This window comes from Ruegeria sp. O4 (assembly GCF_056535125.1).
Map to the genome: position 1 here is coordinate 20604 of NZ_JBQERO010000013.1, position 23029 is coordinate 43632.

Annotated in this window: 24 protein-coding genes; all 24 read right to left on the bottom strand. The window is 60.6% G+C overall.

The features are described from left to right. Positions 1-7 precede the first annotated feature (7 nt). The 24 genes from ACR0J7_RS14495 to cobA all read right to left on the bottom strand — a co-directional run bounded on the left by ACR0J7_RS14495 (position 8) and on the right by cobA (position 22899). The gene (locus ACR0J7_RS14495) at positions 8-265 is read right to left on the bottom strand and encodes a hypothetical protein (RefSeq protein WP_267363546.1); all 258 of its coding nucleotides are present in this window, start codon (positions 263-265) and stop codon (positions 8-10) included. Between the two features lie 13 nt (positions 266-278). Continuing rightward, entirely contained in the window at positions 279-971 is a 693-nt protein-coding gene (locus ACR0J7_RS14500) for a NapC/NirT family cytochrome c (RefSeq protein WP_480900526.1), read from the bottom strand. A gap of 29 nt (positions 972-1000) precedes the next feature. After that, complete coding sequence (locus tag ACR0J7_RS14505; protein ID WP_480477413.1) at positions 1001-1438, bottom strand: nitrate reductase cytochrome c-type subunit; 438 nt, start codon at positions 1436-1438, stop codon at positions 1001-1003. 12 nt (positions 1439-1450) lie between these two features. Continuing rightward, the gene (gene napH, locus ACR0J7_RS14510) at positions 1451-2368 is read right to left on the bottom strand and encodes a quinol dehydrogenase ferredoxin subunit NapH (RefSeq protein ID WP_480914703.1); all 918 of its coding nucleotides are present in this window, start codon (positions 2366-2368) and stop codon (positions 1451-1453) included. Beyond that, positions 2365-3183, bottom strand: a complete 819-nt coding sequence (gene napG, locus ACR0J7_RS14515; protein WP_480520461.1) for a ferredoxin-type protein NapG — start codon at positions 3181-3183, stop codon at positions 2365-2367. The genes napH and napG overlap by 4 nt, the downstream gene beginning before the upstream one ends. Positions 3184-3211: 28 nt before the next feature. Next, positions 3212-5704: a nitrate reductase catalytic subunit NapA gene (gene napA / locus ACR0J7_RS14520; RefSeq protein ID WP_480914705.1), complete on the bottom strand. Its 2493-nt coding sequence runs from the start codon at positions 5702-5704 to the stop codon at positions 3212-3214. Then, positions 5701-5994 (bottom strand): chaperone NapD, encoded by a 294-nt coding sequence (locus ACR0J7_RS14525; RefSeq protein WP_267363554.1) that lies wholly within the window; start codon positions 5992-5994, stop codon positions 5701-5703. The genes napA and ACR0J7_RS14525 overlap by 4 nt, the downstream gene beginning before the upstream one ends. Then, positions 5991-6506 carry a ferredoxin-type protein NapF gene (gene napF / locus ACR0J7_RS14530; protein ID WP_480914707.1) on the bottom strand — a complete coding sequence of 172 codons (516 nt, stop codon included), beginning with the start codon at positions 6504-6506 and terminating at the stop codon, positions 5991-5993. Before napF ends, ACR0J7_RS14525 begins: the two co-directional genes overlap by 4 nt. A gap of 148 nt (positions 6507-6654) precedes the next feature. Continuing rightward, on the bottom strand, positions 6655-7548 hold the full coding sequence (locus ACR0J7_RS14535) for an FAD:protein FMN transferase (RefSeq protein WP_480914709.1): 894 nt from the start codon (positions 7546-7548) through the stop codon (positions 6655-6657). Further along, positions 7545-8060: a nitrous oxide reductase accessory protein NosL gene (locus tag ACR0J7_RS14540; protein ID WP_480914711.1), complete on the bottom strand. Its 516-nt coding sequence runs from the start codon at positions 8058-8060 to the stop codon at positions 7545-7547. The genes ACR0J7_RS14535 and ACR0J7_RS14540 overlap by 4 nt, the downstream gene beginning before the upstream one ends. Beyond that, positions 8057-8878, bottom strand: a complete 822-nt coding sequence (locus ACR0J7_RS14545) for an ABC transporter permease (protein WP_480914713.1) — start codon at positions 8876-8878, stop codon at positions 8057-8059. Before ACR0J7_RS14545 ends, ACR0J7_RS14540 begins: the two co-directional genes overlap by 4 nt. Further along, positions 8875-9768, bottom strand: a complete 894-nt coding sequence (locus tag ACR0J7_RS14550; protein ID WP_480900535.1) for an ABC transporter ATP-binding protein — start codon at positions 9766-9768, stop codon at positions 8875-8877. Before ACR0J7_RS14550 ends, ACR0J7_RS14545 begins: the two co-directional genes overlap by 4 nt. Further along, positions 9758-11014, bottom strand: coding sequence for a nitrous oxide reductase family maturation protein NosD (locus tag ACR0J7_RS14555; protein WP_480914715.1), 1257 nt, complete (start codon positions 11012-11014; stop codon positions 9758-9760). Before ACR0J7_RS14555 ends, ACR0J7_RS14550 begins: the two co-directional genes overlap by 11 nt. A gap of 2 nt (positions 11015-11016) precedes the next feature. After that, the gene (gene nosZ / locus ACR0J7_RS14560) at positions 11017-12924 is read right to left on the bottom strand and encodes a TAT-dependent nitrous-oxide reductase (RefSeq protein WP_480484303.1); all 1908 of its coding nucleotides are present in this window, start codon (positions 12922-12924) and stop codon (positions 11017-11019) included. A 14-nt stretch (positions 12925-12938) separates the two neighbouring features. Further along, the gene (locus ACR0J7_RS14565; RefSeq protein ID WP_480914716.1) at positions 12939-15116 is read right to left on the bottom strand and encodes a 4Fe-4S binding protein; all 2178 of its coding nucleotides are present in this window, start codon (positions 15114-15116) and stop codon (positions 12939-12941) included. Between the two features lie 546 nt (positions 15117-15662). Beyond that, a complete protein-coding gene (locus ACR0J7_RS14570) occupies positions 15663-15926 on the bottom strand; it encodes a hypothetical protein (RefSeq protein WP_209507042.1) in 264 nt (87 codons plus the stop codon). Continuing rightward, entirely contained in the window at positions 15883-17406 is a 1524-nt protein-coding gene (locus ACR0J7_RS14575; RefSeq protein WP_480774212.1) for a cytochrome D1 domain-containing protein, read from the bottom strand. The genes ACR0J7_RS14570 and ACR0J7_RS14575 overlap by 44 nt, the downstream gene beginning before the upstream one ends. Positions 17407-17482: 76 nt before the next feature. Then, positions 17483-18697, bottom strand: a complete 1215-nt coding sequence (nirJ, locus tag ACR0J7_RS14580) for a heme d1 biosynthesis radical SAM protein NirJ (protein ID WP_480914718.1) — start codon at positions 18695-18697, stop codon at positions 17483-17485. A gap of 4 nt (positions 18698-18701) precedes the next feature. Continuing rightward, positions 18702-19184 (bottom strand): siroheme decarboxylase subunit beta, encoded by a 483-nt coding sequence (ahbB, locus tag ACR0J7_RS14585; protein ID WP_480774214.1) that lies wholly within the window; start codon positions 19182-19184, stop codon positions 18702-18704. Further along, the gene (locus ACR0J7_RS14590) at positions 19181-19630 is read right to left on the bottom strand and encodes an Lrp/AsnC family transcriptional regulator (protein WP_480774215.1); all 450 of its coding nucleotides are present in this window, start codon (positions 19628-19630) and stop codon (positions 19181-19183) included. The genes ahbB (ACR0J7_RS14585) and ACR0J7_RS14590 overlap by 4 nt, the downstream gene beginning before the upstream one ends. Continuing rightward, a complete protein-coding gene (ahbB, locus tag ACR0J7_RS14595; protein ID WP_480871206.1) occupies positions 19627-20616 on the bottom strand; it encodes a siroheme decarboxylase subunit beta in 990 nt (329 codons plus the stop codon). The genes ACR0J7_RS14590 and ahbB (ACR0J7_RS14595) overlap by 4 nt, the downstream gene beginning before the upstream one ends. 3 nt (positions 20617-20619) lie before the next feature. Further along, positions 20620-21765 carry a cytochrome D1 domain-containing protein gene (locus ACR0J7_RS14600; RefSeq protein ID WP_480914720.1) on the bottom strand — a complete coding sequence of 382 codons (1146 nt, stop codon included), beginning with the start codon at positions 21763-21765 and terminating at the stop codon, positions 20620-20622. Further along, the gene (locus tag ACR0J7_RS14605; RefSeq protein WP_209507049.1) at positions 21762-22145 is read right to left on the bottom strand and encodes a c-type cytochrome; all 384 of its coding nucleotides are present in this window, start codon (positions 22143-22145) and stop codon (positions 21762-21764) included. Before ACR0J7_RS14605 ends, ACR0J7_RS14600 begins: the two co-directional genes overlap by 4 nt. Then, positions 22138-22899 (bottom strand): uroporphyrinogen-III C-methyltransferase, encoded by a 762-nt coding sequence (gene cobA, locus ACR0J7_RS14610; protein WP_480900555.1) that lies wholly within the window; start codon positions 22897-22899, stop codon positions 22138-22140. The genes ACR0J7_RS14605 and cobA overlap by 8 nt, the downstream gene beginning before the upstream one ends. Between the last annotated feature and the right edge of the window lie 130 nt (positions 22900-23029).

Below are 23029 nucleotides of genomic sequence, written 5' to 3' on the forward strand. Positions count from 1 at the left end.
TTCTTCTTCAGACGGTTGCGCCCTTCAGGCGGATGGCAGTGCCAAGGCTGCCCGCGCAAAGCCCGACCAGAACCGAGATACCAAGTTCCAGCGCTTCCACATGGGCGAACTGAAAGCCCGCGAAAACCAGCGTTTCCAGAATGCCGACACCGGCCCCCAGTGCCGCACCCAACCACAGCTTGCGGGTCATCATTCCAAGCGCCAGCCCTAGTATGCCGGGCAGGCCCAGGACATTGGCGCCGATTGTTCCAAGTAAGTCTAGCATGTCCGTCCCCACATCAATTCGAGCTGTTGTTCAGAAACGCGCGGATGTCGCTGCCCGAGGCGGATGCATGTTCCTGCAGAACCTCGCCCTCCACGGCCTCGCTTATTTTCTGGTACTGTTCCAGATAGTTTGCGGGCAGATTATGCGCGATGCCCTGATGGCAGTCGATACATGTCATGCCGGTGTCAATGGCGCGCTGGTGTTCCGACGCGGCCCGTGTTTCCTGAATGGTAAAGTCCATGTAGTCGAAGTTATGACAGTTGCGGCATTCACGGCTGTCCGATTCCTTCATCTTCTTCCACACGGCCGAAGCCATGCTCAGGCGATGCGCCTCGTATTGCTCGGGTGTGCTGATGGTTCCGGCCAGCTCATGATAGACGTCTTTGACGGCCATGATCTTGGCTTTGATCTTGTGGCTCCATTCATCCGGCACGTGGCAGTCGGAACAGATCGCACGAACGCCGGAATGGTTGTTGTAATGGACCGTTTCGCGATATTCGCCCAGGTTCGTTTCCATCGTGTGGCACGAAGTACAGAATTCTTCGGTATTCGTCAGCTCAAGGGTCCAGTGAAATCCACCCCAGAACAGGATACCGGCCAGAAATCCGGCCAGGACCAGAAAGCCTGAACTGAACAACACCGTCGGCGTCCAGATCGCGTTCCAGAGGCGACCAAGCAAGCCGCGGTTTTCAGGGGAGTCGGCCATGTCGGTGCTCCTTTCAGTCTTGCGTTGGATCAATTGCCGGCGGAGGGCTGGAACACGTTGTCGACCAGCGGCGGGGCGTCGGCCTGCGGTACGTGGCACTGGTTGCAGAAATACCGCGTTCCGGCGATCCGATCCAGTTCGCGGCCTTCGCGGTCCAGATAATGGGTCATCGACAGCGTCGGTGCGTTGCGGTCACCGGCTTTGGTCCAGTCATGGCAGGACAGGCACTGGTTGGTACGGATGTCGATCTGGTACTGTTCGACCGAATGCGGGATCAATGGCGGTTGCTGCCGGTAATTGCGCTGCTGCCGCCCTTCGACATTGCGGTGGATCTGGTCCAGCGGCACCGGCTCATCCACGTCCGCACCACGCAGGGATTCAACCTGAGCAGATTGCGCGACGGCCCAACCGCTCAGCAATAATACGGGTAGAAGGGCAATTCCGCCTGTAACGATCGATTTTTTCATCTTGGCACTCCCCTAGATAGGTCTGGCGGCGCGCGGCTCGGGCGCGGCAACTGGATCGAAAGGTTGGACGACGTGGTCGTCGAACCGGTGAGTAAAGGTAAAGACGTCGACCGCGCAGACATCGATGCAGCGGCCACAATTCGTGCAGTCGGGTGACAGGATCAGCGGGGTACTTCCCGGTTTGCCCTTCAGCGCTGGCGAGATCACCTGATTTTCCGGGCAGATCGCGTAACAATCCATGCAGTCATCGCAGGCGGCGCGGTTTGTGGCGCTGATCCGCAGCAGGCTTTTTGCTCCGATCAGGCCATAGAACGCGCCCACCGGGCACAGGTGCCCGCACCATCCGTGGCGCGAGACGAAGACGTCAAAGACAAAGATGGCGGCGATCAAGGCCCAGACAAAGCCCATTCCAAAGACCAGCCCGCGATGCAGCATGGTGATCGGGTTGATCAGTTCCCACGCGATCATGCCGCTCAGACCCGAAACAAGCAGGACGGTTGCCAGAATCCACAGGCGCGTGCCGCGCTTTGGTTGCCAGCCCTTCGGCAGGTCCAGCTTGCGATGCAGCCAGTTGGCCGCATCCGTCACCGGATTGATCGGGCAGACCCAGGAACAATAGACCCGCCCGCCGATCAGCGCGTAGATCACCAGAACGATCGCCCCGCCGATCAGTGCCGTCACCTCGGGCCAGTGGCCTGCAACCATGCTCTGCAACAGGATGAACGGATCGGTCAAAGGCAGCACGCCCAGCGTCAGCGACCCGGCCAGCGTGCCCTGAACGATCCAGATGCCGAACCATGGGCCCAGCAGAAACAGAACCAGAAAGAACAGCTGGCTTGCACGGCGCAGCAGCAGATAGCGATGCGCGCCGATCCAGCCCTTGCTGGCGATGGCCTCGTGACCTGTGGGCATATCTGTGCGGGCGCTCATTGTCCCACCCCCGGCAGATCATATCCCGGAGCAAAGCCGCCGGGCGTGACCAGATTGTCCGTGCCCGGTCCGGGCAAACGGTCCGGCAGATCGATGATCCCCTCGACCACCGGCGCGCCTTTCGCGGCCTTTTCTTCCCAGCCCTTGCGGTAGTGCTCTGCCGAACTGCCCCGCGCTAGCCGGGCAGGCAGCACCTTGATGGCGGCCTCGGGCAGAACACAGCTTTTCTCGCACATGCCGCAGCCGGTGCAGCGGTCGGCGTGGACGGTCGGGATGAACATCGCGTGATGGCCCGACCGCGTGTTGTGCGTGGTGTCCAGCGTGATCGCCTCGTCGATGACGGGGCAGACGCGGTAACAGACATCGCAGCGCAACCCGAGGAAGTTCAGGCAGTTCTCCTGATCGACCAGAACCGCGACCCCCATCTTCGCATCGTCGATATTGTCCAACGCGGGATCCAGTGCCCCGGTCGGACATGCGGCGACACATGGGATGTCGTCGCACATCTCGCAGGGAATATCCCGAGCGGTGAAAAAGGGTGTTCCCGTCGCCACCGCGTCCGAGCCCAACTCGGCCAGTTTCAGGGTATCGTATGGGCAATCCCGCACGCATAATCCGCAGCGGATGCAGGCCGACAGAAACTCCTTTTCCGGCAGCGCGCCGGGCGGGCGCAAAGCCTCGGCTGGCAGGGCGCGGGCGTCGCGGGCCAGATAGGCCAGCACCGTCCCGGCGACCACGCAGCCGCCCGCCGCCCGCGCCGAATCCTGCAGGAACCGGCGCCGCTGCGGCGAAAGGGGTTTGTCGGCAAAAGACATGAGGATTTACCCGTACGATCCTTGTTGCCTATGCGCGCTCGACCTTGCAGGCGCATTTCTTGAAGTCGGTCTCTTTCGACAGCGGGCAGGTCGCGTCCAGCGTCAGCTTGTTGGTCAGCTGGCCTTCATCAAACCACGGCATGAACACCAGACCGCGCGGCACCTTGTTGCGCCCACGGGTTTCGACCCGGCTGGTGACCTCGCCCCGACGGGTGGACAGAACAATCTCCTGACCCCGGCGCAGATCCCGATCCTTGGCGTCCTGCGGATGCATGTAAACCACAGCAGCGGGATAGGCGCGGTGCAGTTCTGGCACACGGCGTGTCATCGACCCCGAATGCCAGTGTTCCAGCACGCGACCGGTGCACAGCCACAGATCATATTCGGCATCCGGTTCCTCGGCCGCAGGTTCGTAAGGCGCAAAGATGATGCTCGCCTTGCCATCCTTCTTGCCATAGAACTTCACGCCCGCACCTTCGGGCACATAAGGGTCATAGCCTTCGCGGAAACGATACAGCGTTTCCTTGCCATCCACGACCGGCCAGCGCAGGCCACGGGCTTGGTGATAGGTTTCAAACGGAGCCAGATCGTGCGCGTGGCCGCGCCCGAAGTTGGCATATTCCTCGAACAGACCCTTCTGAACGTAGAACCCGAAATGCTCGGATTCGTCGTTGTCAAAGCCCTCGGCCGTTTCCGACAGCGGGAACTTGTCGACGCTGCCATTGGCGAACAGAACCTCGTACATGGTCTTGCCGCGATGCTCTGGCATGGTGGCCAGCAACTCTTCGCCCCAAACCTCTTCGACTGTAAAGCGTTTCGAGAATTCCATCACCTGCCACATGTCCGACTTGGCCTCGCCGGGTGCCTTGACCTGCTGCCGCCAGAACTGGGTACGGCGTTCCGCGTTGCCATAGGCACCTTCCTTCTCGACCCACATGGCGGTAGGCAGGATCAGGTCGGCGGACACGGCCGTGACGGTCGGGTAGGGGTCTGATACGGTGATGAAGTTTTCGGGGTTGCGATACCCGGGATAGCCTTCTTCGTTGATGTTCGGTGCGGCCTGCATGTTGTTGTTGCACTGCACCCAATAGGCGTTCAGATCGCCATCCTTCAGCTTGCGGTGCTGCTGCACGGCGTGAAAGCCGGGCTTGGCCGGAATGGTACCCGCAGGCACGTTCCAGGCGGTTTCACAAATCTTGCGGTGCTCGTCATTCATGACAACCATGTCGGCAGGCAGACGGTGGGCAAAGGTGCCAACTTCACGCGCGGTTCCGCAGGCCGACGGCTGACCGGTTAGCGAGAAGGGCGAGTTTCCGGGCTCGGAAATCTTGCCCACCAGCAGGTGCACGTTGTACATCAACGAGTTCACCCACGACCCGCGGGTATGCTGGTTGAACCCCATGGTCCATAGGCTCATGACCTTGCGGTTCGGGTCGGCATATTGCTGGGCCAGACGCTCCAACTTGTCCGCCGGAACACCGGACAACTCCGAAGTGTATTCCAGCGTGTATGCCGATACCGCCTCGGCATATTCCTCAAAGCTGATCGGCTCCATCTTGCCGACATTGGGGTTCGCGGCCTCTTGTTGCAGCGGATGATTGTCGCGCAGGCCATAACCGATATCGGTGGCGGTCTTGGTGATGTTGACGTGGTTCTTGACGAACTCTTCGTTCACCGCGCCATTCTGGATGATGTAATTGGCAATGTAGTTCAGGATCGCCAGATCGGTCTGCGGGTTGAACACCATGCCATTGTCGGCCAGCTCGAACGAACGGTGCTCGAAGGTCGACAGAACATGCACTTCGCATCCCGGCTTGGTCAGGCGCGTATCGGTCAGACGCGACCACAGGATCGGGTGCATCTCGGCCATGTTCGACCCCCACAGAACAAACGTATCTGCGTGCTCAAGGTCGTCATAGCAGCCCATCGGCTCGTCGATGCCGAAGGTACGGATAAAGCCGACCACGGCCGACGCCATGCAGTGACGCGCGTTGGGGTCGATGTTGTTCGACCGGAACCCGGCCTTCATCATCTTGGCCGCCGCATAACCTTCCCAGACGGTCCACTGACCGGAACCGAACATACCCACGCTGGTCGGGCCTTTCTTGGCCAGCGCCTCTTTCCACTTGGCAGCCATGACGTCAAAGGCTTCGTCCCAGCTGACCGGCTCAAACTCGCCATTCTTGTCATATTCGCCGTTGGTTTTGCGCAAAAGCGGCGTGGTCAAGCGGTCCTTGCCATACATGATCTTGGACAGGAAATAGCCCTTGATACAGTTCAGACCCCGGTTGACCGGCGCATCCGGGTCGCCCTGCGTGGCGACTACGCGGCCATCCTTGGTGCCCACCAGAACCGAACAGCCCGTGCCGCAGAACCGGCAGGCGGCCTTGTCCCAGCGGATATCGGGCGCGGCGGCCTGGGCGCTGGCCGAACCAGCGGCCATTGGAATGCCGGCAGCCGAGGCCGTGGCAGCCGCTGCGGACGCTTTCAGAAATGTACGACGGGATTCAGAGATGGTCATTGCATGGGCCTCCTGCTGGACGGTTGGCTTGGAGCATCAGGACGCGGAGCAGCCTCCGCGGGATCTTCGAAATGGTGATAGGTCAGCGATAGCGAGATCACGCCGGGGATCTGGTGCAGATCCATGATGGTTTCCGAGGCCAGCCGGTCGGCTGTATCCTCGACAACCACGACGAACCGGCCATCCTCGGCCTCGGCATGAAGCTCGACGCCATCGGTGCCGGTCATCGCCGCGCGTGCGGCGTCGGTGTGATCGGGGGCGATGTGGACAAGACAGCCACAGATATTCATTGGGTCACCTCCGGGTGCAAAGGGGCGGGGCGGTGCATCGTGATTGCCCCGGCGGGGCAGGCGGCAGAACATGTGCCGCATCCGATGCAGGTTTCGGTTTCAAGCGCCGGTTCAGCCCGCCCGCCCAATTGCAGGCGAAAGCGGATGGCTTCCTGTTCGCAAGTGTCCTGGCACAGGCGGCAGCTTACCCCGTTCATCGACAGGCAGCTTGCGGCCTCGATCCGTGCGCGCCACGGCCACTCTGCCACACGCTCGGGCAACAGCGCCGGGGTCGGGCAAACCTCGGCACATGCGCCGCATAAGGTGCAGCCGCCTCCAGAAAGATCCAGAACCGGAAAGCCGCTGTTGTCGAATGTGATGATGTCTTCCGGGCAAGCCCCGGCGCAGTCTTCGCAGCCGGTGCACAGATCGGCAAAGCCTGTCACGCCCGCACCCGGCGGTCGGATCGCATCAGGATCCTCCCGTAGGATACGTGCGCTCAGAAAAGCGCGTCTGCTGGTCAACTGGCTCATGGCTGGCGACTCGAGTGTGGATAGATTGGTTCGCGTCCTTACTTCCTAACTGCGCGAAGCAGCGCACGAATTGACCTATATCATGTTTTTCGCGAATATCATGTTCTTGGTGAATTTTCCTGACCCACCTGAGATTTGCGACCATGCGTCATACATTCAGCTCGACACGGGCTCCGATAAAATATCTCAAGATTTCAGCGACTTGGCTTTCGGGCGCCGCGCATATCGCAGTAGACAGCCCATCTGCGATCACCGCGTCAGGGGCAGAAACCGAAACCGTTCTGTCCCGGTTTGCAGGTCCGTCCGGGGTGATGATGTGGCCCAAACCCTGTCCCAGCTGCGTCCCCAGCGACGATGATGTCGCGACCGCGCGGTCACGCAGCGCGACCCGTTTCAGAACCCGCTGGTCCGGCGCGGCCAACCCGGCTTTCCAGGGCGTGCCGTCGCCACGCACACCCAAGGCGGCAACCTCTCCCATGTCGACCAGAACATCACGCAGGCCAAAGCCACGCAGCAGCGCAGCGATCCGATCCGTGATCGCGCCTTGGGCGATACCGTTCAGCGTCAGGGCCGACTGACCCGGCACCGGCAGTCGCACCGACGCGGCATCGAAAGACACCCGTTCCCAGCCCACAGCAGCGCGGGCGGCAGCCAGATCTTCGGGGCCAGCGCCTGTTGCCAAGGCATACCACAGGGGCTGAATGCTGGGGTCGAATGCGCCGCCGGATGCCTGATGCAGCGCACTGCTCAGGCTCAGCACATTCAACAGCTCAGGCGCGGGTTCGGTCAAAACTCCGTCGCGGTTCAGGCGGCTCAGCTGTGACTGCGGACGGTACAGGCTGAAGATATCCTCCAGCCGGGTCACCTCACCCTCGACGGCGGTGATGATCGGTGCGGCCTCGGCATCCGTCAGCCCAACCAGCCGCAGGCTGGCCGCAGCCCCAAGGGCGGTGCCGCGCCAGTGCGTGTCAAAGGCCATGGCCGGGGAGGCCGCACAGGCGGCCGAAATGATCAGAAATCGGCGACGGGACAGGGCGATCATACGGGGGTCTCCAACTTCAGATCAAGATCGACCGGGCCAAGCACTTCGGCATCAGGAATGTCGGGCAGGCGCATCGCGGTCCCGCCATAGGTCTCCGCGAAAATCTGGGCATCCGCTGGATCAGCAAAGGGCACCACTTCGCGCGCACCCATGCCGCCAGCCACATCGGCACCAACCACAAAAGTCGCATCATCCGCAGCGATCCAGTTCGAAATCCCCGGCTGCCGCCAGCTTGGCGCGACGCCCATATCGCTGACATAGATGGCAGTGATATCCGCATCGCGCTCGGGGCTTTTCAGATAGGCCACCATGTCCCGCACCTGTGCAAAGAACAGCGGGGCCGGATAGCCTTTCAGATGAATCTGCCCCTTGGGCCCGCCATGCTCGGCGACATTCATCTGACAGAAATAGCTCAGCGCATCCGGTGTCAGATCGACCGGATCGGGGGCCTCGGCCAGCTCTTCCTTGCAGGCCACCAGTGCAAGCAATGCGATCAGGGCAAGGCGTCTCATGGCTCGACCCTCCGGAAAGCCAGCCGGGCGAGGGCAAAGCCCAGCACCGGCCAGATCAGCAGCGACGCGGGTGCGGCCCAGACCGGCAGGGCCTGTGCGGCCCCGGTCATGCCCGAAGCCATTGCCACGCCTTCCGTCGCGGCGATGTTCCACAAACGGAACGCGTCGGCCGGGTTGGCCACCATCACCCATGGAAAGACGGATTGGGTGAATGCGCCGCCATTGTCCATGACGACGGCCCCCAACAGGCCCAGATCATAAAGGACGACAAAAACCAGCCAAAGCCCGGCCGACAGACCCGCTGCCGCCGTGGCGCCCCTCGCCAAAGCGGACAGCAGGTATCCAAGCGCCAGAAACACGGCGCCCAGCAGGATCGAGGTCAGGATAAGTCGCACCAGCGCCATCAGGCTTTCCGGCCCCGCACCACCAAAGAACGCGGCTACCGCACCTGCGGTGCCAAAACCCACGGTCATGGCAAAGGCCAGCGCGGCCAGATGGGCGCAGAACTTGCCCAACAGGATTTCCCCGCGTCCAGCCGGATAGGACAGCAGCAGCGACAGGCTGCCCCGGTCCACATCGCCTGCGATGGCGTCAAAGGAAATCATCAGCGCCAGCAAAGGCGCAAGGTAAACCGACAATGTGGTCATCGACGCGACCGAGACGGTCAGCATATCAACACCCAAAGTGCCGGTGGGCGCACTGCCCGCAAAGGTCAGCGCCAAGGCGAACAGCACCATGATCAGCGTGGCAACCAACAGCCAGCGGTTGCGGCGCAGGATCAGCATTTCAGTTCGGGTGATGGCAAGGAAGCGGGTCATGTCCTCTCCTCTTGTGCGTAGTGGCGATAAAGATCCTCCAGCTTGGGCGGGGTCATTTCCACATCCGCCACTGCATCGCCCAACCCGGCGATCCGGCGCAGGGCCTCCATCTTGTCTTCGGGTGTGCACAGCAGCTCGACCGATGCGCCGTTGATCCGGTTGCCGCCCAGTTCAGCGGCCAGGGCATCCGCATTGGCGCTGGCGCGCACCTTCAGGCGGATAGGCAGACCGGCCAGCGCCGACAGGTTGTTCAGCGTGTCATCGGCCACCATCCGACCCTTGCGCATGATGGCGATCCGGTCGGTGCGCGCCTCAACCTCGGTCAACGCATGGCTGGCAATCAGCACGGCGGTACCCTGCGCGGCCAATTCGTCGATAATGGCATAGAGGTCCTGACGCGAGATCGGGTCCAGGCCCGATGTCGGCTCATCCAGCAGCGCCACTTTCGGCTGTCCCAGCAGCACCTGCGCCAGCCCCAGACGTTGCCGCATCCCCTTGGAATAGGCACCGATCCGGCGGTCCAATGCGTCGCTCAGGCCGACGCGTTCCAGCAGACCGGGCACATCGGCTTTCGACCCGGACAGTTTCGCAAACAGCGTCAGCTGCTCGCGCCCGGTCAACGCCGGGTGAAACGAGACCGCCTCGGGCAGATAGGCCGTATCCCGTCGTGCCTGCGCACTGCCGGGGGTGGCATCCCCGATCCGAATAGTCCCGTCCTGAATGGGCGTCAGGCCAAGGATGGATTTGATCAGGGTCGACTTGCCCGCGCCGTTATGGCCCAGCAGCGCCACGCGCTGACCTGGGGCAAGGGACAGGGTGATATCGTCAAGAACGCAGGTTTTCCCCCGGTTCTTGCTGACATGGTCAATTGACAGGGCCTTATCCGTCATGAGGCACCTTTTTCATAGCTGGGGGTTCAGGGGCTTGCATCAATGGGTTGCTGTCCATCACACCCCCCGGCAACAGTGCCGGGAAGGCCGATTGCGACCAGCGCACCAGCTGCACGGCAGGCGAGCCGAGCAGCATTTTGGCTGCGGGTTGGGTCCACAGCACATGGTCCATACTGTCATTGGGTCGATAGGGGACATCGGCGATGCCGTTGCCATCCACATCATAGGCGGCAAAATCGGACCAGTAATTGCCGCGCCCGTCTTCGGACCACTCGACCCACTTGGTCGAGACGTATTTCACCTGCGTCCGGTTGCCGATGAATGAATTGCCAACGATGCGGTTGCGTTCACTGCCAGCGGTAAAGTGGATGCCGATGCCACATCCCTCGAACCAGTTGTCGGTGAATTCGTTCTTGTTCGAGTTATACAGGAAGGTGCATTTTTCCTTGGCACCTTTCACCACATTACCGGTGATGACGCTCTTGTTGGCATAGTTTAGCATCACGCCATGTTCGCGGTCCCCGATCGAGACATTGTTGGCAACCCGCACATTGGTCGTGAACATCACCGCATAGCCCAGATCGTTGCCGATCGAGACATTGTCGCTGACAACCGAGTCGTCGGCATACATGTAGTGAACGGCAAACCGCAGATCGCGGAACACGTTGCCGGTAAAGGTGTTCTTCTTGGACGAATTCACAAAGATCCCGTCGCGGCCATAGCGGATGTCATTGCCTTCAACCACCGCACCCGGCGCGTTCCAGACATAGACACCATTGCCGCGCGCGTTCATATGGCGATCCTGCCGCCCTTCAATCCGGTTGCCGCGCACGATGCTGTCCTTCGCACCGTGGATGTCGATGCCGTAAAGATTGCCCAGCAGCACATTGTCCTCGACCACCGGCGCGCGCGCCGTCTTGGTCAGCTGGATGCCGCTGTCGATCCCGTCATGGTCCGATCCCGATCCGATCACCGTCAGCCCGCGCAGGGTCACGCCCGGCCCGGTCACTGTGATCACGCTGCCTTGGCCTTGGCCGTCGATGGTGGCCTGTCCCAGCCCGTCGAGGGTCACGGGCCGGTCCAGAACCAACTGCTCGACGTAAACGCCGGGGCTCAGGCGAAGGGTGTCCCCATCCGCCGCCTGCGCCAGTATCTCGTTGATGGCCCCCGCCCGATTGGGCACATCCCAATCCGCCGCCCAAAGGGGCGAGCCGAGCATGAGCGGTATGAGCAGGGGCCAACGCATGTTTATGCGCTCCGCGGCTCAACAAACATCCGGCCGCGCATCTCCATGTGCAGCGCGTGACAGAACCACTGGCAATAGAACCAGTGCACGCCCGGACGGTCGGCAATGAACGTGACCGAGGCGGTGGCCTGCGGTGCGACCTCCATCGCGATACCGAAGTTCGACAGGCAGAAGCCGTGGGTCACATCATCCACGTCGTCCAGGTTGGTGACATAGACGGTCACTTCGTCACCCTGTTTGACGGTGAACTTCTCCATGCTGAACACGGGCGCGGTCGAGGTCATGTAGACCCGCACCTTGTTGCCATCCCGGATCGGTTCCTCGGCACCTTCGTCCAGATCGACACCGTCAGCGGCAGCCTGCGCACGCGCCTCTTCCCACATCGGGTCGTTGCGGTCCCAGACATTGACCGGGTTCACCTTGGACCGGTGAACAATGATCGAGTCATGCGGCTCGGCAAAGGTCGGGCCGTCATGGACCACCTTCATCTTGTCGCCGGAAATGTCGATCAGCTGCTCATTCTCGGGCTTCAGAGGACCCACGTTCAGGAAGCGGTCTTTCGAGAACTTGTTCATCGAAATCAGCCACTTGCCATCCGCTTCGGCAGTTTCACCCATCGAGGTCGAGTTGTGGCCCGGCTGGTAATGCACGTCGACCTTGTCGACGATCGGGTCAACATCGGCACCCGCATAGGCCTCGATCGCCTTGGCGATGTCCCACTTCACCACCTGGCTGTCCAGGAACAGGGTGGTATAGGCGTTGCCCTTGCCGTCGAATGCCGTGTGAAGCGGGCCAAGGCCCAGCTGCGGCTCGGCGACAACAGCGGAACGCGGATCGGCGTTTTCGCTGAACAGCGCATCGACCTTTTCCACATCGATCACGGACACGGTCGGCGACAGCTTGCCGTTGATCATGATGTGTTTCTTGTCAGGCGCTGCGTTCACACCGTGTGGCGAGTTCGGGATCGGGATGTACCGGGTCAGGTTTCCACCCGCCTCTTTACGCCCGTCCACGACCTTGACGCCGTTCAGTTCCTGATAGTTCCCGGCCGCTACGGCCTCTTCGATACCTTTGAGGTTGAACACGACCACATGGTCCAGCTCGTTCTCGGTCATCTCGGCCAGGTTCATACCCATTTCCGAGTTATACGAGGTCGAGAAGGCGTATTTGCCCTGATAGTCGCAGTCGGTGTTATCGAGGTTACCCGACACCATCACCTGCCATGCAACTTCCATGGTGTCGCCGTCGATGGCAGTAAAGATGTTCACATATTGTGACGGATCATCAAGGATCTGGCCGTCATTGACCAGCGGGGCCTCGTGCTCACCGTTGGCAAAGACATAGCCGGTGCGCGGGAATTTTTGCGGACGCAGGCCGTGGATGTCATGCGCGTTCGGGATCTCGATGATCTTGTCGCATTTCATCACGTCACAGCGCACACGGGCCACGCGGGTGTTGGCCTTGTCGTTCATGAACAGATAACGGCCATCATAGGTGCCGTCGGTGAACGACATATGCGGGTGGTGCAGGTCGCCGTTGTCATAGGTGACCTTGCCGTTTGCAGCCAGGAACTCCTTGGTTTCAGGCAGCAGGCCCTCGGTCAGAACCTTCAGCGACTCGTTGGTTTGGCCCCAGCCCGTGGCCGAGCAGCGGTTGAACACAGGCACCCGCATCAGCTCGCGCATGGACGGCACGCCCAGAATGCGCAGTTCGCCGGTCTGGCCCGACGACCAGAAGCCGTAATATTCGTCCAGCTCGCCCGGCTCCAGATGCTGCTTGGCGGCAGCGCTGGCCTCTTTCGCGGTCATCAGGGTCGATCCCAGACCGGTCCCGGCGATGACGGCACCGGTGGCAGTGGCCCCCAGCATACCGCGGCGCGTGATGTTCAGTTTATTTTCTTGGTCCGACATGGTCGTTCCTCCTTTTAGGAAACGGTTTTCGGTTTGGCGTTTGGATGGTTCGCCGGTGGTTGCCCGAGGGGGGTCTTAGGTGTGACCGACCCGGTCTTGGCCCGCCGTTTCAGTTGGCGGATAACGACGGGACATTTGTCCTCGGACTGATAGAGCACCTGACAATGCAGGCAGGTGACGCACTCGTTCGGATTGATCTCACCAGTGGGGTGGATCGCCTGAACGGGGCATTCATTGGCGCAGGTCTGACAGGGCGTGCCACAATCGTTGTAGCGGCGCAGCCAGTCGAACATGCGGATACGGGCAGGGATCGCCAGCGCTCCGCCCAGCGGGCAAAGATAGCGGCAATAGAACCGTTCGATGAACAGCCCGATCCCCAGCAGGACCAGCGCAAAGACCACAAACGGCCAGTCGCGCATGAATTTCAGAATGATCGCGGTCTTGAACGGCTCGATCTCGGCATATTGCTCGGCCAGCGGGATCGAGACGAAACTCAGACCAAAAAGACCCAAAAAGATCATGTATTTCGCAGGCCAGAGCCGCTCGTTCAGGCCCCAGGGCAAAGTCCATTGCGGCACTTTAAACGCCCGTGCGATCTTGTTGGTCAGCTCCTGAAGCGCGCCAAACGGGCACAGCCAGCCGCAATAGGCCCCACGACCCCAGAACAACAGGGCGGCGGCCACGGCAAACCACTGGATAAAGACCAGCGGATCCAGCAGGAACGCGTCCCACGAGAACCCCGTGCGTAAACTGCCCGCCAGCGCCATCAGGTTCACCACGCTCAGCTGCGCGTTGGCATACCAGCCGATGAAGAACAGGGTCATCGTCAGGTACCCGATGCGGAACCAGTAAAAGACGCGCGCATTCATCGTGGCGTGGAACTGGAAGAAGAACGTCGCCGTCAACACCAGCAGCATGACACCAAGCCCGGCGATCTCGACGGTGCGATCCTTCCAGATGCGCTGCCACAGGGCGGCCTTGGCGGCCGCTTCGCCGGTTGCATCATCCACAACCGATGGGGTGGTGACGGGCAACAGGTACTGTTCCGGCAGCTTGTATCCCAGATCGAAGGTCAGAAAGGTCTTTTCAACCGCCCCGACGGCACGCTGCACCAGCAATTGCAGGCGGAACGGCTCGGCCGGGTCAAACTCGGCATCAGCGGGGATCTTGAAGATATCCAGTTCGGTAAAGCTGGGGGCATCTGGCGCGGCAACCTCACCCAGACGGCGCTGCTGCTTGTCGAAGAACCGCACCGAGCTGTCGCCCTGGATCAGCTGAATCCGGTCAAAGATCCCACCCCGGACATAGCCCGATCCCTTGAAACTATAGGCCCCGCGCCCCAGTACCAGAATGGCCTGTTCACCTTCGTCCAGCCAGTTGATCAGGTTCTGGTATTCAGCCTCACCCAGCAGCGACTTGCCGATCGATGGCACCGAAACAAGCGCCATGTGCATGTCGATGAAGGTGTCATCCGGCTCGCCCGGTTCGGGGCGCTTGATCGCGCGCTGATCCCCGGTGGCTTCAAAGGCAGCATTGACCTGCCCGACATCCAGCGTCATCCGCCGGACCGAGCCGTCTCCAGACAATGTGGTCCAGTCGTAAATGGCATCCTGCGCCATATCGACTTCGCGCTTCGGCCCGCCAGCCTGTACCGGAGACAATCCGCCCAGCCCCAGCGCGCGGGCCACTTTGATCCCTCCGCGCACAAGGCTGTCATCGATCACCATGATCGTCACGGTCGCACCCGAGATAATGTCTAGGTCATGCCCCTCACCCCCGGTCTCGGCCTCTCGTTTCAGGTCAAGGCCCGCATAGCCTTCGGTCAGTTCAACCATCCGGGAATTGGGAATGCCGATCAGTACGATGGGTTCGGAATGCTTGACCAGCTGAACACCGGTCAGAACAGCGTCTGCGTCGATGGCAGCAACCACGTGAATGGGTTTGCCGGAATAGCCGGTCGTTCCGACAAAGTCCGAAGTCAGAAAAGCCCACGCGATGGTCTCGCCACCCCGAAGGACCGGGGCAACCTTCACGTCGCTGCGTACCGGGCCAAACGCGTCGGCACCCGGGGCCAGGTCAGCCGGATCAATGTCAGGAAGAAAGCTGGCAAGACTGTCGGCGCGTGCACTGATTGCAACACCGCAGGACAGAACGAGGGCCAGAAGGAAATGGATTGCGCGACTTATAACCACGGCGCACCTCCGATCAATTGGGTAGACGCCATGGACGCGCGCGGGGCGCGTTCAGATTCTTCTTGGGTCGTGAACGGGGGCCCCCGGGTTTCGGGCCACAGGTGTTTGGGGCTGTACAAAATGCACTGCCCCCCATGTTCAAAGCGTACATTTTGAACATTTACGACGCTTGCGGGCTGCAAAGCGCCCGGCATCGGTGCTGACACCGTCACCGCACAAAGCGCACAGTCCGCGCATTTCGGGCAGGGCGCGGTTGGATCGTTGTCGCCTTCTTCTTCAAGGTCAACTTGAACCCAGACCGCGCCCGCCTCCGAGCAGATCTCCACCCACATGCTCTCACCGGGACTCGCCAGAACCGGGCCAAGCATTTGCAACAACAGAAGGAAAATACCTGCCAGTCCACACGCCGCGCGTAATGCGCGAACAGGGAGGGTGTGGAAAGAGTTAAAGGCAGGCATGGAGAATCCAACTCGGTATTCTTTCCCGAGTCGTAGGCGGTTTTCCCTGTCCGATACTTGACTTTCGTCAGGCCTTTGGAATTTCCCTTCAGCCGTCCGCTTCGTCCATCAACCCACGCACCCATCGCCCTGCCAACCAGGACGCGGGTATGCCTAAAGGTATTGACCAAAGGATTGCCGGAACCGGTCCAATCACCCCGAAACCGGCGCTATGCAGGATCAGCCCGGCCAGAAACAGGTTGATGGCCACGGTCAACATGGTGGCTGGATAAAGCAGAATGGCCAGTTTCCAGACCGGCCATTTGCCCTCAGTGGCTGGTGCCTTCCGAGAAGGTGATTTTGTTCCAGACATTGTACTTCCCAGATGGTTTACGCATCGGCAGGCGGCGCACTTCTTCCAGCGTCTGCGCGTCATAAACGATCACCGCGCCGTCATCTTCCCAGATCGACACAAGCGCGTGGCGGCCATCCTTTGTGAACTCTACATGTGCCACGGTCTTGCCCGGGGCAGGGCGCAAAGTCTTTACGATTTCAAGGCTTTGCTTGTCGATCACATGCATGGCATCCTTGTTGGGACCAAAGAAGACATCGGCCCAGACGAAAGGCGAATTCTCGTGGCTCCGCATGAAGAATCCCGGCCCTTCGGTCTTGATCCGCTTGACGGTTTCCCAAGTCCCCATGTCGATCACCGACACCGTGCCGTCAGTCAGATGCGGCGTGGCCATAACGGTCGTATCGCCATGTTTCCACGTAATCCCCGAGCCTAGATGCGGCATCCCCGGCAAGTCCAGATCGGCCACCTTGTGCCCAATAACAAGGTCGATCACCTGTCCGCCCTTGCCATCGCGCGCGGCACCCATGACGTATTCATAGCTCTGATCGAAAAAGAAATCGTCCAGATAGTCGGGCGTTGTGATCTTGCGCACCGGGAAAGGATCGGGGTTCTTGAACTGCCCTTCGATGCGAAAGTCGTGACCCAGCCCGGATTGCGGCGGGTTGGCTCCGTAGAAGACCTCCCAGATCTCGGGAACATCCTTGAGCGCCAGAACAAAGCTCTCACGCGGGGGGGCCTGATACACCGCGGATACGCGGCTGGATTTTCCCGCTTTTCCTTTGATCGCAATGACTTTTGCCACCGACAAGTCTTCGGTCGACAGCAAGGTCAGACTGTTGGGCAAATAATTCGCAACAGCCAGCCACTTGCCGTCGCCGGACATTGCGATGTTACGGCTGTTAAGCCCCGCCCGTACGCGCCCCACCTGTTGCAGGGCCCAGATGTCGTATTTCTGAACCCAGCCATCCCGGGACATGATGAAAACGAAACGCCCATCCGGGCTGAACTTCGGCCCGCCGTGAACCGCGAAGGGTGTCTCGAACCTGTCCAGAACCTCAAACGTGTCACCATCCAGCACACTGACGTGATGGTCCCCGGTTTCGACCACCAGAGTGATGTTCATCGGGTCACTTGACCACACTGGCGCCTCAACGGGGATGTAACCGTCATCCAGCGTGCGGCTGTCCATGATATGGGCCTCGCCCCATTCGGGGTCGGTTTCCAGCGGTGATTTTAGCCAGCCAGCCAGCTCTTCAATCTGCAAAGCGTCAAGTTCGTGCGAGAAAGCAGGCATCTGCGTCGCCGCGCGCCCTTCGGCTATCACCGCTGCGATGCGGGGCCCGCGCATGCGCTGGAGCGTCTCTGGGATCAAGGCCGGGCCGACGCCGCCCAGACGGTTTTCACCGTGGCAGGACGCACAATGTTCAGCATAATCCGTTGGTGCGTCTGCCCAGGCTGCACCTGCGGTCAGCACGGAACACATCACCACGAGCTTCATCTTTTCAAAAATACTCCCGCCGGAGGCTCCCTTGGGTGTCTCTGGCACCCATGTCGAAGGCTCAGAGCAGACGGGATTAAAAGAATTGATGCGCCGGATCATGGCTTTTCCCCCGGAACGGCGTAACCCGCAGACGCTCGCCTGCGTCGTCAACACCGATTTCTTCGTTTGTCAGGTAACAGGCCGGATCTTCGGCCCAGGGATCACCGGTCAGTTGCAGGGCCCGGATGCGGGTGTTGCCACCGCAGACGTCCTTTAGCTCGCAGGCCCCACATCGACCCCTAAGCGGGCGCGGACGCGTGCGCAGCATGGCCAGCATCGGATCGTCGCTGGTCCAAAGCTCGGAAAACGGATTAGTCTTAACGTTGCCTACTGTGTAATCGGACCAGTAGGTGTCAGGATGGACCCGGCCCAGATTGTCGATATTGGCCACACCCAAACCGCTGGAATTTCCTCCCCAAGCGGCCAGATGCTCGCGGACATGCGCAGCCTTGTCAGCGTCGAAATGCGCACGAATCCAGTTCAGAAAATACCCCGCGTCTGCATCATTGTTGCCGGTCACGATATCCAGCGGGCGACCGCCCGAGGCAGCCTCCCACGCGCGCTCCAACAGCAGATCCATTCCCTTGCGGGTGCGCTGATGCTCAGCATCCTCGCCGCGGTTCTTGTCGCCGCGCCCGGCATAAACCAGGTGCGACAGGTAAAACTTGTCGACGCCCTCGTCATCGCATAGCTGAAGCAGGTCCGGCAGGTGATGCTGCGTGCCTTCGGTCAGGCAGAACCGCAAGCCAACCTTGATGCCGCGCCTCTTGCATTCGCGCACACCGCGCAGGGCGTCGGCAAAAGCCCCTTCAACGCCGCGGAACCAGTCATTCGTGGCCCCGATCCCATCCAACGAGATACCAACGTAGTTGAATCCGACATCGGCAATCATGTCGGCGGTCTCATCATGAATGCGTGTCCCGTTGGTCGACAGCGCCAGCATCGGCACAAGGTCGCGGGCACGTTTGGCAATGTCGAAGAAATCAAATCGGTCCAGCGGTTCCCCGCCCGAGAGGATCAGGGCCGGGACGCGAAACTGGCCCAGATCCTCAAGGGTTACCATGGCTTGCTCGTGGCTGAGTTCGCCCGGGAACGCAACATCCGCCGAGACGGTGTAGCAATGACGGCACTTCAGATTGCAGCGCCGCGTTAGGTTCCAGATTACAACCGGTTTCACAGGACCGGGGCGGCGTTTTCGCACCGGGGTCGGTTTGACCAGCTGGTGCATGTATTCGGTCAGGCGGAACATCGTCTCAGCCTTTCTTTTTCAGGCGCAGCCCGGTCTTTTTCAGAATGCGCGTGGAATAGAGGATATCCTTGGCCCGGCAGGCGTCACCCAGGATCGTAGTGATCTGGGCGCGTTTTTCCTCGACTTCATCCCGATCCGATCCGTGAACCATGGCAAACAGATTGTAGGGCCAGTCGGGCAGGGCGCGCGGGCGTTCATAGCAATGGGTGACAAAGGGTAGAGCACCGATCTGAGCGCCCAATTCGGCGATGCGGTCATCTTCGACATCCCAGACAGTCATGCCGTTCGAGGTCATGCCCAGCTTGTAGTGGTTGGGGGCGGCCGCGATGCGGCGGATTACGCCACGCGCTTTGAGGGCTGACAGCCTCTCAAGCAGATCGGCTTCCTGCATCCCCAGATCATCAGCAACCTGAGCATATGGGGCAGAAACCAGAGGCAATCCGCCCTGTAGTGCTTGGATAATCTGTCTGTCTGTTGCGTCGATCATGCCGCCACCCGAAAGCCGATATAAAATTCCTGAAGTTTGGGGAAACAAAGAACCTCGATCCCCGTTTCCCGTTCGATTGCATCGGCCGCGGCCTCGATCCCTTCGGGCGTTTCCGTGGCCAGTACGAACCACATGTTCAGCCGGTGCGTGCGTTCATAATTATGGGCGACCTCGGGGTGTGTATTGACTTTGGTCAGGACGGCTTCAAATTCCCCGACCGGAACGGCCATCGCACAGAGGCAAAAAGCACCGCCCATCGCCGCGGCATCGAAAAACGGCCCAAAACGTGTGATGACGCGGGTCTCTTTCATGCGCGTCAGGCTCGCCAGCAATTCGGCCTCGGACAGGCCAAGTTCTTTGGCGACTGTTGCGTAAGGATGTGAAACCAGTGGCAGATCGTCTTGCATCCGGTTCAGGATCGCACGGTCAGTTTGGTCCAGCGTCATGCGGCGACCTCTTTGGTTTGAATCAGCGCGCCGGTCTGCTTGAAGCAGCGGGTTGAGAACAGAACCTTGTTCCGTGCGCCCGATAGTTCTGGCAGGGCCGTCGCACGGGCCAGTACGTCCAAAGCTTCGCTGCGGGATCGCGCGTGGATCATGGAATACAGGCGATATGGCCACACACCGGGCACCGGGTTGCGCTCGTAACACAAGGTCACACCGGGGAAAGCCGCCAAAGCGGGGCCGGCTGTATCGACCTGCTCCGCTGGCAGGTCCCAGACAACCATCGCATTGGCCGACCAGCCAAGCGCCCGGTGACGTACGATGACGCCCAGCCGCGAGATGATACCGGCCGAATGCAACGCGATGACTCGCGCCATCACATCATCAACGTCCCGGTTCAGTGAATGTGCCAAATCTGCATAGGGTTCAGCGACCAGAGACAGTCCCGAACTCAGCGTCTGCAGTAGATACCGATCACCCTCGCGCATCGCAGTTGCATCCACCTGGCGTGCTGTAGGCACGGTTTTGACCCCGCCGATCATGCGGAACCCAAGATCAACGTTGAAAGGGCGCACCAGCCGCAAATCCAGCACCCGCAGCCCGGTGACCCGGCTGATCCGCGCTAGGGTAGCATTCACATGCGCCCGATCCGGGCCGGTTGCAACAAACCAGAGGTTCCAGGCGTCCTCGCGCTGATAATTGTGGTTTACACCCGGTTCGGCGTCGATCAGGGCGGCGACCTCTTCCAGCCGCTCCTCCGGGACGGACACAGCCGCCAGCGTACTGGCCGTCACCGCGCCGGGCGTGATGGTTGCGCCAACCCGCGTGATGCGACCCGTAGTGCGCATTCTTGAAAGGCGGTGGATGACTTCGCTTTCGTCAAGTCCAAGTGCGTTTCCAAGAACCTGAAACGGGCGTTCGGTTACCGGGAAATCGCGCTGAAATTCATCCAGCAAGCGGCGGTCGATCGGGTCTGTAATGTGTTGCATGACTTACAGACCCGTCTTGTGCGCACGCGCGGTAAAAAAGATACCCGAAGGGCTTTCGGCCTCGATCTCGCGCAGTTTTTCGAAACTATGCGTGTCATAAACCATGACCTTGTTCGCATCGCGCACACTGATCCAAACCTCGTGCCCGCGCGGTGTGAATTCCATGTGCAAAACGGCAGGGCCGGGCTTGAATTCGCGGATGATCTGTTTGCTGACGGTATCGATGACCTGAATGGTATCGTTCAGCGGGTGGGCAAAGTTAACCCAGACCTGCCGACCGTCCGGGCGCGCCATGGCAAAGACCGGCTGTCCGTGGGTTTGTGTGCGTCCGGTCTCGGTCAGGGTGGTGGCGTCAATCCACAAAACTTCGTGGTGACCAACGGCGGGCAAGACGAATTCGGACCCTGTCAGCGCCCAACCTTCCAGATGGGGCATCTTGTAGACCGGCATTTCCTCCTGACCACGGCCATAGCCGGGTAGAACGCGGATCGGTTCTGGGTTGTCGGACCACAGATCAAGCGCCGTCAGACCATCCTCTCCAAACAGGCCGGTGATATAGGTGCGGCCATTGGCAGTGATCAGCGCATCGTAGGGGTTCTTGCCGATATCGGTGATCTTGGTGATCTCGGGCGCGCCTTGTGCGAAATCCGCGATCCATGTCTCGCCGGTGTCCCACATTGTGAAAACGAAACGGCGGCCCGGCGCGTCGACCAGACCAATCGTTTTGCTGCCGGTGGGAATGTCAGCCACCATCTCCAGCGTTTGCGCATCAAACACGCGCGCACCGCCGGGTTCGTAATTCGATACCGCCACAAGCGTACCATCGTCCGAGATGGCGCCGCCAATGGCGTTTCCGGACTGAACAACGCGGTTCACGATCTGACGGGTGACAATGTCAACCTTGGTCAGGCCTCCGTCGCGGCCAAAGACATAGGCGAAACGTTCATCCGGTGAATAGACCAACGAGGCGTGGGACAGATCGCCCAGTCCTTCTATCCGGGCCAGAGCGGCGCGGTCGGACTGGTCCACCAGCAGGACCGATCCGCTGGCACGTTCGATCACCAGCCCAAGGTCTCCAGTCGCCATTGGCTCGGCTTGGGCCGTGGTCATCATCAATGTCGCCGCAAGGCTGAGGATAAGGTGTTTCATCGTGCCTCCTGTTCCAGCAGGTATCGGGCAATCCATTCGGCCTCTTCTTCACTGATCAGGGGCCGCCACGGGGGCATCGCCGTATCGGGGATGCCGTCAAGGATGACACCGGTCAAAACCTCGGCGTCGTAATGCTTCAGTGTATTCGAGCGCAGATCGGGCCCCAGGCCGCCTTTCAGCGACAGTCCGTGGCACGAGCCGCAGTCCTGATGCACAAGTCTTTTCAGTGCGTTGGGATCAATGACATCGGCAGCAAAGGCGGACGTTGCAGCCAGAACCGCAGTTGTCAGAAAAGTTCGGGCAACCCACCCCGCACGGCCGGGCACATTTCCGTTCGGCGCGGGACACGGCACACGATTTCTGCACCCCAGCTTAGCCATGGGCCCGTTCCAGAATGTCCGCCATGGGCTGTTCGGCGTAAAGTGAGACAACTTTGCCGATGATGAAAAGCGTTGGCGCCTTCAGCCCGGAGGTGCGCACGTCGTTGGCCAATTGGTCCAGCCGTGACACCAGCCGGTGTTCATCAGGTGTCGTCGCATTTCCGATGGCCAGAACCGGCGTCGATCCTGGCAGGTTTTCGGTCATCAGACCCATGGCGATTTGGCCGATATTGGCCACACCCATGTAAACCACCAGTGTCGTGTCCGGGTCGGCCAGGCGTTTCCAGTCCAGGTCCAGCACTTTGTCTGCCTGCCGGTGTCCGGTGACATATTGAACCGAGGTCGCCAGCCCGCGATGGGTCAGCGGCACGCCGGTCGAACAGGACGCGCCCTGCGCCGCGGTGATCCCCGGTGCGTATTCTACCGCCACGCCATGGGCCATCAGATAAGCGGCTTCTTCCGAGCCGCGGCCAAAGATCATCGGATCGCCACCTTTCAGACGGGCGACCGTGTGACCTGCGCTGGCCTCTTCCAGAAGGATTTCGTTGATCCGGTCCTGTGGGACGGTGTGGCATTTGGGCGCTTTCCCAACAGGGATCAGCCGCGCGCCTTCGGCGTGCAGATTCAGGATATCAGCAGACACCAGCCTGTCATAGACCACCACATCTGCTTCCTGCAGCATTCGCAGGGCACGCAGCGTCATCAGTTCGGGGTCGCCGGGGCCTGCACCAATCAGAAAAACCTTACCGCTCATGTTCAAACTCGCTGGGTCTGAATGTCTTCGAAACCCGGGGTTTCCTGCGCGAATCCAATGCTTTTGCGGGACGTTGCTGGGTAGGCCGGGCGTGTCATGAGGGCAGATTGGCGCAATCGAAAACCAACCT